General features: G+C 74.2%; 17 protein-coding genes. 13 read left to right on the plus strand and 4 right to left on the minus strand.

Going from position 1 to position 16,900, the window contains the following annotated elements; genetic code table 11:
- The first annotated feature begins 6 nt into the window (after positions 1-6).
- Positions 7-942, plus strand: a complete 936-nt coding sequence (locus tag AB0I60_RS25715) for a SurA N-terminal domain-containing protein (RefSeq protein ID WP_360733648.1) — start codon at positions 7-9, stop codon at positions 940-942.
- The gene (locus AB0I60_RS25720; protein ID WP_360733649.1) at positions 939-1,898 is read left to right on the plus strand and encodes a MazG family protein; all 960 of its coding nucleotides are present in this window, start codon (positions 939-941) and stop codon (positions 1,896-1,898) included. Before AB0I60_RS25715 ends, AB0I60_RS25720 begins: the two co-directional genes overlap by 4 nt.
- Here AB0I60_RS25720 and AB0I60_RS25725 read toward each other — a convergent pair.
- Positions 1,883-2,092 carry a hypothetical protein gene (locus tag AB0I60_RS25725; RefSeq protein WP_360733651.1) on the minus strand — a complete coding sequence of 70 codons (210 nt, stop codon included), beginning with the start codon at positions 2,090-2,092 and terminating at the stop codon, positions 1,883-1,885. The genes AB0I60_RS25720 and AB0I60_RS25725 overlap by 16 nt on opposite strands.
- A gap of 91 nt (positions 2,093-2,183) precedes the next feature.
- Here AB0I60_RS25725 and AB0I60_RS25730 point away from each other — a divergent pair, with 91 nt between their 5' ends.
- The 4 genes from AB0I60_RS25730 (at position 2,184) to AB0I60_RS25745 (ending at position 7,195) form a co-directional block, all read left to right on the plus strand.
- Positions 2,184-3,026, plus strand: a complete 843-nt coding sequence (locus AB0I60_RS25730) for a helix-turn-helix transcriptional regulator (protein WP_360733653.1) — start codon at positions 2,184-2,186, stop codon at positions 3,024-3,026.
- A complete protein-coding gene (locus AB0I60_RS25735) occupies positions 3,023-3,193 on the plus strand; it encodes a DUF397 domain-containing protein (protein WP_360733655.1) in 171 nt (56 codons plus the stop codon). Before AB0I60_RS25730 ends, AB0I60_RS25735 begins: the two co-directional genes overlap by 4 nt.
- A 36-nt stretch (positions 3,194-3,229) precedes the next feature.
- Positions 3,230-6,397 carry a PDZ domain-containing protein gene (locus AB0I60_RS25740; RefSeq protein ID WP_360733656.1) on the plus strand — a complete coding sequence of 1,056 codons (3,168 nt, stop codon included), beginning with the start codon at positions 3,230-3,232 and terminating at the stop codon, positions 6,395-6,397.
- A 219-nt stretch (positions 6,398-6,616) separates the two neighbouring features.
- Positions 6,617-7,195, plus strand: a complete 579-nt coding sequence (locus tag AB0I60_RS25745) for a hypothetical protein (protein WP_360733657.1) — start codon at positions 6,617-6,619, stop codon at positions 7,193-7,195.
- Here the strand turns inward: AB0I60_RS25745 and AB0I60_RS25750 are convergent.
- Complete coding sequence (locus AB0I60_RS25750) at positions 7,188-8,039, minus strand: Dyp-type peroxidase domain-containing protein (protein ID WP_360733659.1); 852 nt, start codon at positions 8,037-8,039, stop codon at positions 7,188-7,190. The two genes, AB0I60_RS25745 and AB0I60_RS25750, sit on opposite strands and share 8 nt — an antisense overlap.
- A gap of 182 nt (positions 8,040-8,221) precedes the next feature.
- Here AB0I60_RS25750 and AB0I60_RS25755 point away from each other — a divergent pair, with 182 nt between their 5' ends.
- Positions 8,222-9,055, plus strand: a complete 834-nt coding sequence (locus AB0I60_RS25755; RefSeq protein WP_360733661.1) for a lytic murein transglycosylase — start codon at positions 8,222-8,224, stop codon at positions 9,053-9,055.
- Positions 9,056-9,159: 104 nt separating this feature from the next.
- Here AB0I60_RS25755 and AB0I60_RS25760 read toward each other — a convergent pair whose 3' ends face one another.
- Both AB0I60_RS25760 and AB0I60_RS25765 read right to left on the minus strand, forming a co-directional pair.
- A complete protein-coding gene (locus tag AB0I60_RS25760) occupies positions 9,160-9,540 on the minus strand; it encodes a tetratricopeptide repeat protein (RefSeq protein ID WP_360733663.1) in 381 nt (126 codons plus the stop codon).
- Positions 9,541-9,607: 67 nt separating this feature from the next.
- A complete protein-coding gene (locus tag AB0I60_RS25765; protein ID WP_360733665.1) occupies positions 9,608-10,312 on the minus strand; it encodes an alpha/beta fold hydrolase in 705 nt (234 codons plus the stop codon).
- Between the two features lie 14 nt (positions 10,313-10,326).
- Here AB0I60_RS25765 and AB0I60_RS25770 point away from each other — a divergent pair, with 14 nt between their 5' ends.
- The 6 genes from AB0I60_RS25770 to AB0I60_RS25795 all read left to right on the plus strand — a co-directional run bounded on the left by AB0I60_RS25770 (position 10,327) and on the right by AB0I60_RS25795 (position 16,740).
- Positions 10,327-11,598, plus strand: coding sequence for a cytochrome P450 (locus AB0I60_RS25770; protein ID WP_360733667.1), 1,272 nt, complete (start codon positions 10,327-10,329; stop codon positions 11,596-11,598).
- A gap of 86 nt (positions 11,599-11,684) precedes the next feature.
- Positions 11,685-12,971: a phosphopyruvate hydratase gene (gene eno, locus AB0I60_RS25775; RefSeq protein WP_360733669.1), complete on the plus strand. Its 1,287-nt coding sequence runs from the start codon at positions 11,685-11,687 to the stop codon at positions 12,969-12,971.
- Positions 12,971-13,654: a septum formation initiator family protein gene (locus AB0I60_RS25780; protein ID WP_360733671.1), complete on the plus strand. Its 684-nt coding sequence runs from the start codon at positions 12,971-12,973 to the stop codon at positions 13,652-13,654. Before eno ends, AB0I60_RS25780 begins: the two co-directional genes overlap by 1 nt.
- Positions 13,651-14,142, plus strand: coding sequence for a DUF501 domain-containing protein (locus AB0I60_RS25785; protein ID WP_360733673.1), 492 nt, complete (start codon positions 13,651-13,653; stop codon positions 14,140-14,142). Before AB0I60_RS25780 ends, AB0I60_RS25785 begins: the two co-directional genes overlap by 4 nt.
- A gap of 117 nt (positions 14,143-14,259) precedes the next feature.
- On the plus strand, positions 14,260-15,609 hold the full coding sequence (locus tag AB0I60_RS25790; RefSeq protein ID WP_360733675.1) for a lytic transglycosylase domain-containing protein: 1,350 nt from the start codon (positions 14,260-14,262) through the stop codon (positions 15,607-15,609).
- Between the two features lie 180 nt (positions 15,610-15,789).
- Positions 15,790-16,740, plus strand: a complete 951-nt coding sequence (locus AB0I60_RS25795; RefSeq protein ID WP_360733676.1) for a Ppx/GppA phosphatase family protein — start codon at positions 15,790-15,792, stop codon at positions 16,738-16,740.
- The last annotated feature ends 160 nt before the right edge of the window (positions 16,741-16,900 follow it).

Raw genomic sequence — 16,900 nt, forward strand, 5'->3', positions numbered from 1 at the left:
GCTCCCGTGAGGACTGTGCAGAGGCGCTTCACCCTGGTCGGCGCGGCCGTCGCACTGCTGGTGGCGGGCTGCGGGAGCGGCCCCGGCCAAGTGGGCTCGGCCGCCATCATCGGCGACACCGTGATCCCGCTTGAGCAGGTCCAGCAGCGCTTGGACACCGTGCTCAAGAAGGAGCCCGAGGCCCAGAAGCTGCACGAGCAGCGCAAGCTCGACCAGGTGTCGCGCCAGCTCGTGACCCTGGGCGTGCAGCACGAGCTGATCGAGCGGGCCGCGCAGCGCGAGGGCGTGACGGTGTCCGAGGAGGCCGTGACCGAGTCCGTGGAGAACGCTGGCGGCGCGGAAGCCGCCTCGCAGAACACGGTCTACGACGCAGCCACGTTCCGCGAGCGGGCCAAGGACCAGCTGCTGCTGGTCGAGCTGGCGCGCAAGTACGTGGGCCGGATGGAAGTCACCTTCGACTACTTCTTCGCCAAGGACGGCAAGGAAGCCGTCGAGAAGGCCAAGCAGGTCGCCGCCGACCCCGGGCTGATGGCCGGCTTCGTCCGGTCCGGCCCGAAGGGCGCGGAGGGCCAGCAGCTCGCCAAGGAGGGCCAGAAGGTCAAGTCGGCCGAGTCGCCCCAGGCCGCGGGCTCGCCGCTGTTCGGCGTCCAGCCGGGCACCGTGGTGGCGTTCGCGCCGGACCCCGGCAGCGCCCAGTGGCTGGTCGCGTACGTGACCGACCGCGACGACGACGCCCGGGGCAGCGGCGACTCGTCCACCGAGCAGCTCACGCCGCAGCTGCTGGAGCAGATCGGGCTCCGGCTCGTGCAGCGGCTCGCCGGCGAACCGGAGATCAAGGTGAACCCGCGCTACGGCGTGTGGGACACGACGGCGATCTCGCTGGCCCCGCGCACCGAGGAGCTGACCGGCTTCCAGGCGACCGCGCGGCAGCCCAAGCCGTGAGTGCCGGGGAGAGCGGCCCGACCGGCACCGTCGTGCTGCTCGGGCCGACCACCTCGGTGCTGCCCGCCGCCGCGCTGCCCGCCCTGCGGGGCGCGGCAGCGGTCTTCGTCTCGGCGGAGCTGGACGCGGCGCACTGGGGCGAGCTGGGCGCGGCCCCCGTCGGGGACGTGCCGGTGGGCGCGGTCGACGGGACCGTCGTCTACCTGACCCCCGGGATGGACGCCTACGCCACCGAGCTGGTCGAGGCGGGTGCGGGCGTGGTGCGCAACCCGGACGGCGTGGCGCTGGTCGACGCGGTCGCCGTGATGGACCGGCTGCGCTCGCCGGGTGGGTGCCCGTGGGACGCCGAGCAGGACCACAAGTCGCTGCGCCAGTACCTCGTGGAGGAGACCTACGAGCTGCTGGAGGCGATCGAGGACGGCGACCGGGGCGCGTTGCGCGAGGAACTCGGCGACGTGCTGCTCCAGGTGCTGTTCCACGCCCGGATCGCGGCCGAGGACGTCGAGCCGTTCGGCGTGGACGAGGTGGCCGCCGACCTGGTGCGCAAGCTGGTCGGCCGGCACCCGCACGTGTTCGAGGGCAACGACCCGGCGGTCCGCGACGCGGCCTCCCAGGAGCACCGGTGGGAGGAGCTGAAGCAGGTCGAGAAGCAGCGCGAGTCCAGCGTGGACGGCGTCGCCGGCGGGCAGCCCGCCGTGGCGCTGGCCGGCAAGCTCGCCCAGCGCGCGGTCCGCGCCGGCCTGCCGGTGGACCTGCTGCCGGACGGCGACGGCGCGGGCGTCACGCTGTTCGCGGTGGCGGCGCTGGCGAAGCTCGCGGGCGACGACCCGGAGACCGCGCTGCGCGAGGTGGCGCGCGCGTTCGAGCGCCGGGTTCGGGAAGCCGAACGCTCCGCCCGCGCGGCCGGCGTCGAGAAGCCGGGCCCGGAGGACTGGCGCGCTCACTGGCCGGTGTGAGCGGCCCCCGACCTGTCCAGGGCGGCGGTCCCGAGGTCGAGCAACCGGCGCAGGGCGGCGGGCGTGGCGACGATCTCGAACTCGGGCAGGTTGCCGATCGCGATCAGCACCTCGGCCGGGTCGGCCCGGTACTCGATCTTGGTGTCCTCCTCGATGCGCACCCAGGACTGCATCTCCGCGCGGGGTCGGGGCATGTCTCCTCCTCGTTGAATTCCTGAGAAGAGTCTGACAAGGACTGAGAATTCTCGACAGTGCACGTTTGGGTGAACCCCTAGGCTGGGGCGCATGGAGAGCAACGCACGTGCGCGGGTCCTGGGCGCGGAGCTGCGCGACCTGCGCAAGGCCAAGCGCGTGCGGATCGTCCAGCTCGAAGAGCAGGTCGGCCTCAGCAAGAGCATGATCAGCCGCATCGAGCGCGGCGAGCGCCTGGCCGACGAGACCGAGGTGGCCGCCGTGCTCGGCGCACTGGGCGTGGTCGGTGCCAAGCGGCGGGAGTTGCTCGCCCTCGCCCGCGAGGCCGCGAAGGGCAACTGGCTCGCCACCGGTTCCGGTCTGCCGCAGCAGCTCAAGGGGCTGATCGAGTACGAGCAGGCCGCCACCTCCATCACCGACGTGACGTCGCTGCTGGTGCCGGGCCTGGTGCAGACGCCCGACTACGCCCGGACGATCATGGTCGAGGGCGGGCTGTCGAACGCCGACGTCGAGGAGCGGGTGCGGCGCCGGCTCGAACGGCAGTCGGTGCTCACCCGCGACAACCCGGTGCCGTACCTGGCGGTCATCGACGAGTTCGTGCTGCGCCGGCCGGTCGGCGGGCGCGGGGTGATGGTCGACCAGTTGCACCACCTGCACGACATGGCCCGGCGGCCGAACGTGACCATCCGGGTGGTGCCTAAGGAGCGCGGCTACCACTTCGGGCTGTACGGGTCGTTCGTCGTGCTGGAAGCCGCGCGGACGAGCCCGGTGGTGCACCTGGAGAACTTGAAGACCTACCTCTTCCTCGACAAGCGCGAAGAGGTGCAGGCTTACATCGACCTGAAGCCCAGCCTGTTGGCCGCCGCTGCCGGTGTCGAGGACTCGATGGACCTGATCATGCGGTGTGCCGAAGACCTGAAGGGGTGTCCGAGGTGACGGAGTGGCGGAAGTCCAGCCGGAGCAACACCGAGTCGAACTGCGTCGAGTTGGCGTTCCGGCCGGGTGTGATCGCGGTGCGGGATTCGAAGAACCCGGATGGGCCGGTGCTTCGGTTCCCGATGGTTTCCGGTGGTACTTTCCTCAACCGGCTCAAGCAAGCTTAGGGCCGGCTGTCGGGGTGGCGCGCTAACGTCGATCACGTGACCGACGCCTACCTCCGCTACCCCCACCTGCACGGCGACCTGGTGACCTTCGTGGCCGAGGACGACGTGTGGCTGGCCCCGCTCGCCGGTGGCCGGGCCTGGCGGGTGACCGCCGACCACGTGCCGGTGGCCTCGCCCCGCTTCGACCCGTCCGGCGAGCTGCTGGCCTGGACCAGCCGCCGCGACGGTGCGCCCGAGGTGCACCTCGCGCCCGTCGCCGGCGGGGAGGCCACGCGGCTCTCCTACTGGGGCAACGGGTTCACCGCTGTCCGGGACTGGACGGCGGCGGGCGAGGTGGTCGCCGCGACCGCCGCCGGCGAGGCGACCCGGGCCCGCCGCTGGGCCTACGCCCTGCCGGTGGACGGCGGCCCGCCGCGCCGGCTGCCCTACGGCTGGGTCGGCGACGTCGCGCACGGGCCCGGCGACCGGGTCGCGGTGACCTCCAACTACGGCAAGGACCCCGCCTACTGGAAGCGCTACCGGGGCGGCACGGCCGGCCGGCTGTGGGTCGACGTCACCGGCGACCACGAGTTCACCCGCGTCCTGCCCGAGCTGACCTCGTCGCTGCACTCGCCGATGTGGGTGGACGGGCGGCTCGCGTTCCTGTCCGACCACGACGGGGTGGCCAGCGTCTACTCCTGCCTCCCGGACGGCTCGGACCTGCGCCGGCACACCGAGCAGGAGTTCTACGCGCGCGCCGCGACCACCGACGGCTCCCGGGTCGTCTACCAGCACGCCGGCGACCTGTGGCTGCTCGACTCGCTGGAGGCCGCCCCGCGCCGGCTCGACATCGCGCTGGGCGGCCCGCGCTCCGCGACCAGGCCCCGCCCGGTCCGCTCCCGCCCGGACGACTTCCACCCGGACAAGACCGGACGGGCCAGTGCGGTCGAGGTGCGCGGCACCGTGCACTGGGTGACCCACCGCGACGGGCCGGTCCGCGCCCTGGCCGAGACGCCCGGCGTGCGGGCCCGGCTGCCGCGCGTGGTCGGCGACGGCGTCGTGTGGGTGACCGACGCGGAGGGCGAGGAGGGGCTGGAGTTCGCGCCCGCCGGCGGCGTCGAGCCGGGCAACGCGCCGCGCCGGGTCGCGGTCGGCGAGCTGGGCCGGGTGCTGGAGCTGGCCGGCTCCCCGGACGGCCGCCGGCTCGCCGTGGCCACCCACGACGGCCGCCTCCTGCTGGTCGAGGTGGAGTCCGGCGAGCTGCGCGAGGTGCTGCGGGACGCCAACCCGCACGTGTCGGACCTGGCGTTCTCGCCCGACTCGAACTGGCTCGCGTGGTCGCACCCCGGGCCGGGTCCGCTGCGGCACATCAAGATGACCAACACGACCGACCTCTCGGTGGTCGACGTGACGCCGCTGCGCTTCACCGACTACTCGCCGACCTTCAGCGAGGACGGCCGCTACCTGGCGTTCCTGTCCTACCGCACGTTCGACCCGGTGTACGACGCGCACGTGTTCGACCTGTCCTTCCCGACCGCGTGCCGGCCGTTCCTGCTGCCGCTCGCGGCGACCACGCCGTCGCCGTTCGACCCGCTGCGGCTCGGCCGCCCGGTGGGCGACGACGACAAGGACAAGGACAAGAAGGACGACGAGAACCCGATCACCGTCGTCGACCTCGACGGCCTGGCCGACCGGGTGGTGCCGGTGCCGGTCGCGGCGGCGGGCTACTCGGGGCTGGTCGCGGCGAAGGGCGGGCTGCTGTGGCTGCGCAGCCCGCTGCGCGGCGTGCTGGGCGACAACCTGGCGACCCCGTCCTCCCGCCACCCGCGTGCCGTCCTCGAACGCTTCGACCTGGTCAAGACCCGGACGGACGTGCTGGTGGACGGCGTGGACGCGTACGCGGTGACCGGTGACGGCCAGCGGATCGTGCTGCAGGACGGTGGGAACCTGCGGGTCGTGCCGGCGGAGCGGAAGGTCGACTCCGAGGACGCCGACTCGGTCGACGTGGACCTGGCGCGCATCCGCGTGGTGGTGGACCGGGCCGCCGAGTGGCGGCAGGCGTACGCCGAGGCGGGCCGGCTGATGCGGGACCTGTTCTGGCGCGAGGACATGGGCGGCGTCGACTGGGCGGGCGTGCTGGCGCGCTACCGGCCGCTGGCCGACCGGTTGGGCGCGTACTCGGACCTGGTCGACCTGCTGTGGGAGGTGCAGGGCGAGCTGGGCACGTCACACGCCTACGTCGTGCCGCCCGGCGGCTCGTCGGGCCGGCCGGTGGGGCTGCTCGGCGCGGACCTGGAGCGCGACGCGGGTGGCGCGTGGCGGGTGGCGCGGGTGATCCCCGGCGAGACGTCCGACCCGGACGCGCGGTCGCCGCTGGCGGCACCCGGCGTGGCGGTGCGCGCGGGCGACGCGATCGTGGCCGTGGACGGCCGGCGGGTCGACCCGCTGACCGGGCCCGCGCCGCTGCTGGTCGGCACGGCGGGCAAGCCGGTGGAGCTGACCGTGCGCCCCGGTGGCGGCGGCGAACCGCGCAGGGTCGTGGTGGTGCCGCTGGAGGACGACGTGCCGCTGCGCTACCACGCGTGGGTGGCCGACCGGCGGGCGCGCACGCACGAGCTGTCCGACGGGCGGGTCGGCTACCTGCACGTGCCGGACATGATGGGCCGGGGCTGGGCGCAGCTGCACCGCGACCTGCGGGTGGAGCTGGTCCGCGACGCCGTGGTGCTGGACGTCCGGGAGAACGGCGGCGGGCACACCTCGCAGCTCGTGGTGGAGAAGCTGGCGCGCAAGATCATCGGCTGGCAGCGGGGGCGCGGGTTCTCCACCGCCGACAGCTACCCGCAGGACGCGCCGCGCGGGCCCGTGGTGGCGGTCGCCGACGAGTTCGCCGGGTCGGACGGCGACATCGTGAACGTGGCGATCAAGGAGCTGGGCATCGGACCGGTGGTCGGCGTCCGCACGTGGGGCGGGGTCATCGGCATCGACTTCGAGTTCGACCTGGTGGACGGGACCGTGGTGACGCAGCCCCGGTACGCGTCGTGGTTCGCGCAGCACGGCTGGGGCGTGGAGAACTACGGCGTCGACCCGGACGTGGAGGTGGTGATGACGCCGCAGGACCGGGTGGCGGGCCGCGACCCGCAGCTGGAGGCGGCGGTGCGGATCGCGCTGGAGTCGTTGGCGGAGCGCCCGGCGCTCACCCCGCCACCGCTCCCGCCGCTCGACTGATCGGGTGGGCCGGGGTGCCCGCCCCGCCGAGTCCGCGCTCGGTCGGGCGGGCACCCCCGCGCCACCCGCGTGTCCCGGTGTGAGCAGCCCTTGCGCCATCCCGGTGCCCGGCGTGAGCGGGTGCCGTTGCCCGATGTCACCTGACCGTGTGGTGCGGCGGTGGTTGCGGTCGGGAACCCCGGACCGGTCAATGGGTGGCGGTCGGGATCGGGGGTTTCGGTGGGTCTGCGCGAGCTGCCACGCGGTGGTCCGGGGTGCTTCGCGGCGGGGCTCGTGCCCCTCGTGGCGCTGGGCGGCGCGCTGGCCCTGGTGCTCACGGTCGGCCGGCCGCCGGATGGTGCCGCGCCCGACCGGCAGGAGCAGGTGGAGGTGACCGCGCGGCCGACCCTGGTGAGCGTCCGGCCCGGCCCGACCACCCCGGTGCCGCACGCGGTGCTGCCGACCCCGGGCCGCGAGGTCCGCAAGGGGCAGCCGGTGGTGGCGGGGCGGGAGCACCCGCAGCCGGACGAGGTGCCGCCCGCGCCGGTCCCGACGTCCGGCCGGCCCGCCCCGAGCGGACCGGCGACACCCACGGCGACACAGCCGTCGGTGACGCCGTCGTCGGTGCCGTCGTCGGTGTCGAGCGCCCGACCGACCACCAGCACGACCAGCACCACCACCACGGCACCGCCGGTGACCACGGAGCCCCCTCGACCGTCGACGCCCACGACGACCGACACCACCCCGCCGCCCGCGACCGACTCCGCCCCGCCGCCCGCGACCGGCACGGCACCGGGGTCCGCGCCGCACCTCAGGTGAGCGAGGTGTCGCGCCAGAACCCGGTGAAGTTGTAGCCCCGGCGCAGGACGCGGGCACCGCCCAGCGCCTCCGCCGACGCCAGCCGGACGTGCCCGACCTCGCCGATCGCGGGCGGGCCGCCCTTGCCCTCCACGTGCAGGTCCACCGGGTCGAACTCGGCGAGCCGGCCCAGCGGGGCGCCCTCGCCCCTGGTCCGGCCGACGACGGCCTCCTGCTCGGCCGGCGACGTGCGGTCCCGGATCGCGACGTGCATCCGGATCCGGCGGGCCACCAGGAACGTGCCGCAGACCAGCCAGTCCGGGCCCTCATCCGGCCCCACCCACACGTGCTCGCGCAGCGCGTCGCCATCCTCGGCCCGAGCTGCGATGAGCGCACGGCCACCCCGGCCGAAGCCGATCCGGACCAGGTTGCGGCTGGCGCGCACGGCGACCTGCGGGTCGTTCGCGCACGCTTGCACGCACAGGGCGCCGCCGCTGCGCCTCGGATCGAGGTCGTCGCCGGGGAACCGGGGCAGGTCGACCGGCTCCGCCGGCTTCCGGTCGGCCAGGCCGAACCGGTCGAACAGCGACGGGCCGAAGCCGGTGGTCAGGGTCGGCGCGGACGCCGGCAGGCCCAGCGCCTCGCCGCCGAACGCCTCCTGCTGCTCGAAGGTCAGGGCCGCCGCGGTGAACGTGACGACCGCGCCGACCACCACCGACAGCGCGACGGCGACGCCGACCCCGAGCCACGCGAACGGCAGCGTCGAGCGGCGGTCGGTCTTGACCAGGAAGACCACCAGGATGCTCACGACAAGGGCCGATTCCAACCCCTCGCGCAACCCGATGAGCCCGTTGCCCACCCGCACGACTTGCTCACCAGCACGGCGGATTCCTCACGCGGAGTTGACTCAGGCTCATCGAACTCAGGCAAGCCCGGGCACGCTGTCCAGACCCGGACACGCCACCTGACCTGCGGATTCGGTCAATTCGGTCGTTGCGGTCGGATTGTTCCGGCCGGGAACGCGCGGTGAGCACGTAGCCTGGGTCCGTGGTCGTCCCGCCGCCAGAGAAAACGACACCGCCACCGCGCGGGCGCATCGGCAACCTCGTCGGTCGCCTCGCCCTGGTGGCGCTGCTGCTCGCCGTGGTGGCCGGCGGCGCGTGGGCGCTGAGCGTGCTCAACCGCCGCGAGGTGCAGGCCACCGACCCGCCCTTCCCCGTGCCGTTCCAGGAGGTCGAACCCGGCTCCGCCGCGCCGGACCCGTCGGCCGGCGTGCCGCCGCAGGCGTCGGAGGCGGGGCAGACCGGATCCGCCGAACCGCTCACCGCGTGGTCGGTGGCGCTGTCCGCCAAGATCGACGTGCCGGCGCGGGCGCTGCGCGCGTACGCCACCGCCGACCTGGTCATGCGGTCCGACCAGCCCGCGTGCCGCATCTCGTGGGCCACGCTGGCGGGCATCGGGCGCATCGAGTCGCACCACGGCACCATCGGCGGCCTGCGGCTGGGCGAGGACGGGCGGCCGTCCAAGCCGATCATCGGCATCCCGCTGGACGGCAGCCCGGGGGTGAAGGCGATCCCGGACAGCGACGGCGGCGCACTGGACAAGGACACCACCTGGGACCGCGCGGTCGGCCCGATGCAGTTCATCCCCACCACGTGGGCCCGCTACGCGGTCCGCGCGAACGGCGACGGCACCCCGCCGGACCCGCAGAACATCGACGACGCCGCCCTGGCCGCCGCCCGCTACCTGTGCTCGGGCGGCCGTGACCTGGCCACCGGCGAGGGCTGGTGGGCGGCGGTCATGGCGTACAACAACTCGGTGGAGTACGGCCAGAACGTCTTCAGCGGCGCCGACGCCTACGCCCGCGCCGGGCAGGGCTGACCGACCGACCCGCGCGGAGTCGGCACCGGAGGCCCGATCACGCTGCGGTCGGCCGTGGCGCGGGGTTCGCTGAGCGGTGAACCGACCTGTCCCGCGAGTCCGCGCTACGGCCGGTCGCGTTCCACGGCCAGGCGGGCGCTCACCTCGCCCAGCGCCTCCTGGTACTCCGGCGTCGGGTTCATCGCCGCCGCCATCCTGAGCTGGGCCAGCGCTTCGGGCAGCCGGCTCTGGCGTTGCAGCGTGCGGCCCAGGGCGAAGCGGGCGTAGTAGTCGCTGGGGTCGAGCTCCAGGACTTTGCGGAACGCCTCCTCGGCGCGTTTGAGCTGCGCCGATCCCAGGTAGGCGCGGCCCGCCAGCAGTTGGACGTTCGGCTGGTCCGGCGCGGCTTCGAGCACGACTCGGAGCTCGCGCAGCGCCTCCAGCGGACGGCGCTCCGCGAGCAGCGCCTCGGCCCGGCGGAACGCCTCGAAGGTGCTGTCGGTCATGGTCCGATCAACGCTACCTCCGCAACCGGCCGTTCATCAGCAGCCGACCGGATGACGGGACGTGCCCTCACCCAGGCAGCAGCCGCTCCAGCACGGGCCTGATCGACTCGGGTTGCTCCACGTGGGCGTTGTGACCGACCCCGGCCAGCACCATTCCACCCGGCTGCGCGTCGAGCAGGTCCGCCGGCGGGCACAGCGGGTCGTGCTCGCCCGTGGCCAGCAGCGCGGGGGCCTTGGCCGCCGCGAGCAGCCCCGAGACGTCCGGTGCGCCCACCCCGAACGCGGCGGGGTCGAGCGCCGCGCGCCAGCCCGCCTGGGTCTGCACCACGCCGTGCGCCAGCGGCACGCCCGCCAGCTTCGCCGCCCACGCCGACGCGTCCTCGCAGGTCGGGTACAGCCGGGCGGGCTTCGCGGCCAGCGCGGACGCCCGCGCCAGGTCGTCGGCCGACCAGCGCACCTTCACGCCCACGCCCGCCACCGCCCGCACGTCCACCCCGAACCAGCCGCTGGCCAGCGTCAGCGCCACCACGCCGCCCAGCGAGTGGCCGAGCACCGCGACCGGGCCGGGCGGCACGACGGTGGCCACGGCCGCCGCGAACGACCCGAACGAGTACCGGTCGAGCGCGGCCGACCGCCCGTGGCCGGGCAGGTCCACCGCCAGCCACGACCCCGGCCACAGCCCGGTCACGCCGCGCCACACCTCGCCGGTCGCGCCCAGGCCGTGCAGCAGGACCAGCAGCGGCCCGTCGCCGCCGCGTTCCACGTGAACCACGCCAGAATCCTCCCATGCCCAGTGACGTCGAGGTCGTCGTCGACCCGGACACCTACACCACCGGGGTGCCGCACCGCGCGCTCACCCGGTTGCGGGAGGAGGGCGTGGTGCGGGCGGGCGGCGCGGTATCGGTCTTCCGGCACGCCGACGTGCGGACCGTGCTGCGCACGCCGGAGGTGTTCTCGTCGTGGCTCGGCGGCACCCAGCTGCGCGACCCGGCCACGCCGCAGGACCTCGACTACGTGCGCCGGATGATGCTGAACACCGACCCGCCCGACCACACCCGGCTGCGCGGCCTGCTCACCAAGGCGTTCACCCCGCGCGCGGTGGCCGCGCTGGAGGCGCGGATCGCCCGGTGGGCGCGGGACCTGGTGGCCCCGCTCGCGGACGGGGAGCCGGTCGACTTCGCGCACGTCGTGGCGGACCTGCCGCTGCTCACCCTGGCCGAGGTGTTCGGGGTGCCGCACCGCGACCGGGCGCTGATGTTCGACTGGAGCAACCGGGTCATCGGCTACCAGGACGAGGAGCTCGCCAACAGCGCAGGCGACACCACCGGGATGAGCGACATGGCGCTGCGGGCGCTGGAGCTGCGCCCGGATCCCCAGCCCGACCCGCGTGCCCGGGGCGGGATGCCCGACCTGTACGCCTACGCGCACGCCCTCGGCGAGCTGAAGCGCCGTGAGCCGGGCGACGACGTGATGAGCAACCTCATGCGCCACGACGTGGCCGTGGAGGAGTTCGAAACGCTGTTCTGGCTGTTCTCGGTGGCCGGGAACGAGACGCTGCGCAACGGCATCCCGGGCGGCCTGGTCGCGCTGATGGACCACCCCGACCAGTACGAGCACCTCAAGCGGGACCGCGCAGCCCTGCCCCGCGCCGTCGAGGAGATGCTGCGCTGGTGGACGCCGGTCATGCACTTCCGGCGCACCGCCACCACCGCCACCCGGCTCGGTGGCGTCCCGGTCGCCCAAGGCGACAAGGTCGTCGTCTGGTTCACCTCGGCCAACCGCGACGAGCGCGTCTTCGCCGACCCGGACCGCTTCGACGTCACCCGCGACCGGGTCGAGCACCTGTCGTTCGGCCACGGCCCGCACTTCTGCCTGGGCGCGCACCTGGCCCGCGTCCAGCTGCGCGCCCTGTTCTCCTCGGTGCTCGACCTGCCCGGCTTCCTGGTTCCCGCCGGCCCAGCGGACCGGCTGCGCTCGAACTTCCAGAACGGCGTGAAGCGGCTCCCGGTCCGGCTCGTCGCGGCGGGCCCGCGCGGCGCGGCGCCGGGGCGCGGGTGAGTTCGGCAACGGGGCCGGGGGTCCGGGGACCCGGCACCAACTAGGCTCGTCACCGATACAGAGATGGTCTGACTAGGGAGCGTCACGTGGCGGTCATCGAGCAGGTCGGCGCCCGCGAGATCCTGGACTCGCGAGGCAACCCCACCGTCGAGGTGGAGGTGGCGTTGGACGACGGCACGCTGGAGCGCGCCGCAGTGCCGTCGGGCGCGTCGACGGGTGAGCACGAGGCGGTCGAGCTCCGCGACGGAGACACCAAGCGCTACCTGGGCAAGGGTGTCGAGCGGGCGGTCACCGCCGTGCTCGACGAGATCGGCCCCGAGCTGGTCGGCATCGAGGCCGTCGAGCAGCGGGTGGTGGACCAGAAGCTGGTCGACCTGGACGGCACGCCGGACAAGTCCCGCCTCGGCGCGAACGCCATCCTCGGCGTGTCGCTGGCCGTTGCGAAGGCGGCGGCGGCGTCCTCCGGCCTGGAGCTGTTCCGGTACGTCGGCGGCCCGAACGCGCACGTGCTGCCGGTGCCGATGCTGAACATCCTCAACGGCGGCGCGCACGCCGACACCGAGGTGGACATCCAGGAGTTCATGATCGCGCCGATCGGCGCGGAGTCCTTCCGCGAGGCGCTGCGCTGGGGCGCGGAGGTCTACCACTCGCTCAAGTCCGTGCTGAAGTCCAAGGGGCTGAGCACCGGGCTGGGCGACGAGGGCGGCTTCGCGCCCGCGCTGTCGAGCAACCGCGACGCGCTGGACCTGATCCTGGAGGCGATCGAGAAGGCCGGCTACCAGCCGGGCCGGCAGGTCGCGCTGGCGCTGGACGTGGCCGCCACCGAGTTCCACGCCGACGGCGCGTACACGTTCGAGAAGCAGAAGCGCAGCGCCGAGCAGATGACCGGCTACTACTCCGAGCTGGTCCGGGACTACCCGCTGGTGTCCATCGAGGACCCGCTGTCCGAGGACGACTGGGACGGCTGGGTGCAGCTGACCTCCGAGCTGGGCGAGAAGGTGCAGATCGTCGGCGACGACCTCTTCGTGACCAACCCGGAGCGGCTGGAGGAGGGCATCTCCCGCCGGGCGGCGAACGCGCTGCTGGTGAAGGTCAACCAGATCGGCACGCTGTCCGAGACGCTGGACGCGGTCGCGCTGGCCACCTCGTACGGCTACAAGTCGATGATGTCGCACCGGTCCGGCGAGACCGAGGACACCACCATCGCCGACCTGGCGGTGGCGACCGGCGCGGGCCAGATCAAGACCGGCGCCCCGGCGCGCGGCGAGCGCACCGCGAAGTACAACCAGCTCCTGCGGATCGAGGAGGCCCTGGGCGACGCCGCGCGCTACGCCGGTGACCTGGCCTTTCCTCGGTACACGCCGGAAAGCTGATGGCGGATCGGGAACGGGGCTCCCGGCGCGGCGGCAAGGCCGCGTCGGGGTCCCGCCCTGACCGCTCCCGGGCGGCCCGCTCCGGTCGCGCGGCCGGCGCGGGCGCGTCGGGCGCGGCCGGCTCCGGCGCGCGGGCGGCGGGCACGGGCGGCGGCAAGGTCCGCTTCGGGCTGGGCGAGGCGCGGCGCGGGGCGCGGTCGGCCCGGTCGGCGCGGCTGGCGGAGCAGGCGAGGGCCACCCAGGCGGCACGGGCGGCGCGGGCCGCCCGACCCCAGTCGCGGGCGCGGACCCGCGAGGGCACCGGCGGCGCGTTCGGCATGACCGGCACCCGGCGGGCCGCCCTGCTGGCGATGGTGGTGTGCGCGCTGGCGCTGAGCATCGCCGTCCCGCTGCGGACCTACCTGGCCCAGCGCGAGGAGCTGCGCGGGGTCAGCGCCTCGCAGGAGACGCTGCGCGCCGAGGTCGGGCAGCTCGAGCGGCGCAAGAAGGAACTCGCGGACCCCGGGCACCTGGAGGCGGAGGCCCGCCGGCGGCTGCACTACGTGCGGCCCGGCGAGACGCCCTACGTCGTCCAGCTCCCCGGCGACGCGCAGCGCAAACCCGAAGACGAGCGCCCGGCCACCGCGCCGGCCGCGGACAGGGCCTGGTACGAGCAGTTGTGGGATTCGGTGGCGGCGCGATGACGGTCAGCGACGAGGACCTGGCGGTCGTCGCCGAGCAGCTCGGCCGCGCCCCGCGCGGCGTGCGGGCGGTGGCGGCGCGCTGCCCGAGCGGGCACCCGGCGGTCGTGCGGACCAGCCCGAGGCTGGAGGACGGCACGCCGTTCCCGACGCTGTACTACCTGACCTGCTCGCGGCTCAACTCCTACGTCAGCCGGCTGGAAGGTGCCGGCCTGATGAAGGAGATGACCGACCGGCTGGCGACGGATGAACTCTTGGCGCAGCGCTACCGCGCGGCCCACGAGTCGTACTTGGCTGAGCGGGACGCGATCGAACCGCTGGGCACGGAGGTCACCGCGGGCGGGATGCCGGACCGGGTGAAGTGCCTGCACGTCCACGTGGCGCACGCGCTGGCCGCCGGGCCGGGGGTCAACCCGTTCGGGGACGAGGCCCTGGAGCAGCTCGCGCAGTGGTGGCCCAGCGGTGACTGCGCGTCAAAGGTGAAAAACTGACCGTACGGGCAGTTCTGTGGACAGAGATACCGCGCACCACCGTGACACGGCTGTTCGGATCAGGCAGGCTGGGTCCGGAGCCTGAGCGGTATTCGCCGAGGAGTGAGGTTCGGGGCTGTGCCGAAGCGACGGGGACGCAAGCGGAAGGCGACACGGCGGCCGACGCTGACGCCGCGCCAGTGGGGCCTGGCGGCCACGGCCACCTGCGCGATGCTCGCGCCCACGCTGCTGCACTCGGCGGCCGGCCTCGACTGGGTGAACGTCTCCGGGCACTCCGGCATCGAGGCGATGCCGCCCGGCGCGGGTGACGTCCTCGGCACCATGCGGTTGCAGGACTCCGGCGCGCTGGGCGTCAACGGCAAGCTGCCCGAGGCGGACGAGCTGAGCGCCGCGCTGCTCGCCGACGCCGACGACCCGTCCTCCTTCGGCGACGACCTGCCGTTCGACGGCACGGACCCGGAGCTGGTCGCGGGGCAGCTCGGCATCCCCGGCGTGATGCTGGACGCCTACCTGAAGGCCGCCGACCGGCTGGCCACCACCAAGCCGGGCTGCAACCTGCACTGGTCGCTGCTGGCGGGCATCGGGCGGATCGAGTCCGGGCACGCGCGCGGCGGCCGGGTGGACGGCCGGGGCAACACGGTCAACCCGATCCTCGGCCCGGTGCTGAACGGCGGTCCGGGCATGGCCGCGATCCGCGACACCGACGGCGGCAGGTTCGACTCGGACAGGACGTGGGACCGCGCGGTCGGCCCGATGCAGTTCATCCCCTCCACGTGGGCGTCCTTCTCCGCCGACGGCAACGGCGACGGCGAGGCGAACCCGAACAACGTCTACGACGCGACCGTGGGCGCGGGCAACTACCTGTGCTCGGACGGCGGCGACCTGGGCACGCCGGAGGGCCGGGCCAAGGCGGTGTTCCGCTACAACCACTCCGAGGAGTACGTGCGCACGGTGCTGTTCTGGGCCGACGCGTACGCGGACGGCGTGAGCCCGCTGCCCAGCCTGCCCGGCTCGGACGACGACTTCCTGCCCCCGGAGGAGGACGAGCCGACCGGTGGCACGCCGCCGCCGGACAACGGCACGGGCCCCACGCCGCCGGCCTCGTCCTCGACCAACCCGACGACGACCACGACCACGACGGTGTCCCAGACGACGGTCTCGGTGCCGCTGACCCCGTCGTCGTCCAGCACGTCGCCGACGACGACCACCACGACGACCACCACGGCCAGCACCACGACGACGACCACGACGACGACCACGACGACGTGCCCGACGCCGACGACGACCACGTCGACCACGGCGCCGACGACCTCGTCGGCCCCGTCGACGTGCACGACGACCACGACCACCACGTCGGTGGCCGCCCCGCCGCAGACCGGCGGTGGCACCTCGGACCCGACCGGCGGCGCATCGGGCTCGTCGGCCGGCAGCGTGCCGCACCCGACGTCGTCCATGAAGCCCGCGTAGGTCCCGGTCTCCCGACGGCCCCGCCACCACACCCGGTGGCGGGGCCGTCGTCCGTCCGGCGTTGTCCGGCATCGGGTGACCCGGCCGGACATCGGCGGCGGACCTTCGGGCGCGGGTGCGGGGCCGCTCGCGTACCTTCTCCTCGCGGCGGCGCCGGGCCGTCGGCGAACGGAGGGCGACATGGGCCGCGTGGCCGCTATCGACTGCGGGACGAACTCGATCCGCCTGCTGGTGGCCGACGTGACGGTGTCCGACGACGGGTCCCGGTGGCTGCGCGACGTGCACCGGGAGATGCGGGTCGTCCGGCTGGGCGAGGGCGTCGACGCGACCGGCGTGCTGGCGCCCGGGGCGCTGGAGCGGACCCGGGCGGCGCTCGCCGACTACACGGCGGTCCTGCGCCGCAAGGGTGCCGAGCGGGTCCGGATGGTGGCGACCTCGGCCACCCGCGACGCCCGGAACCGGGACGAGTTCTTCGACCTGACCCGCGCCGTGCTGGGCGTCGAGGCCGAGGTGATCTCCGGCGACGAGGAGGCCCGGCTGTCGTTCACCGGGGCTGTCGCCGACCTGGACGCCCCGGAGGGCCCCTTCCTGGTGTCCGACGTGGGCGGCGGGTCCACGGAGCTCGTGCTGGGCTCCTGGGACGGCGTGCGGGCCGACGTGACGGCCGCGCGGTCGGTCGACATCGGCTGCGTGCGGCTGACCGAGCGGTGCCTGCGCGACGACCCGCCGACCGCCGCCCAGGTGGAGGAGGCCGTCGCGGTCGCCACCGAGGTGCTGGGCGAGGCGTTCGCCGCCGTGCCCACGGACCGGGCGAAGACGTGGATCGGGGTGGCCGGCACGGTCACCACGCTGGTCGCGCTGGCCAAGGGGCTGCCCGCCTACGACTCGGACGAGATCCACCTCTCGCGGCTGTCGCTGGACCAGGTCCGGGAGGTCACCGACCGGCTGCTGGCCCTGGACCACGACGGGCGGGCCGCGCTCGGGCCGATGCACCCCGGCCGGGTCGACGTGATCACCGGCGGGGCGCTGGTCGTGCGGACGCTGGCGGAGCACCTGGCCGCCCAGGGCGTGCGCGAGCTGGTGGCCGGCGAGCACGACATCCTCGACGGCATCGCGTTCTCGCTGGTCTGATTGCCAGTCGATCTTCATACCGCCGCCGAATGTCAACTGGCATCGTTCGTGACTCGGTTGTAACCGCGTCACCCATGTGGCGTGCGGCACTGTCCGATTAGCGTCCTCCCACACGCTGCGAGAGCGGTCAACTCTGCTCGGTTACCCCCGAACAGGTGGG

This window comes from Actinosynnema sp. NPDC050436 (assembly GCF_040655415.1).
Classification (GTDB): domain Bacteria; phylum Actinomycetota; class Actinomycetes; order Mycobacteriales; family Pseudonocardiaceae; genus Actinosynnema.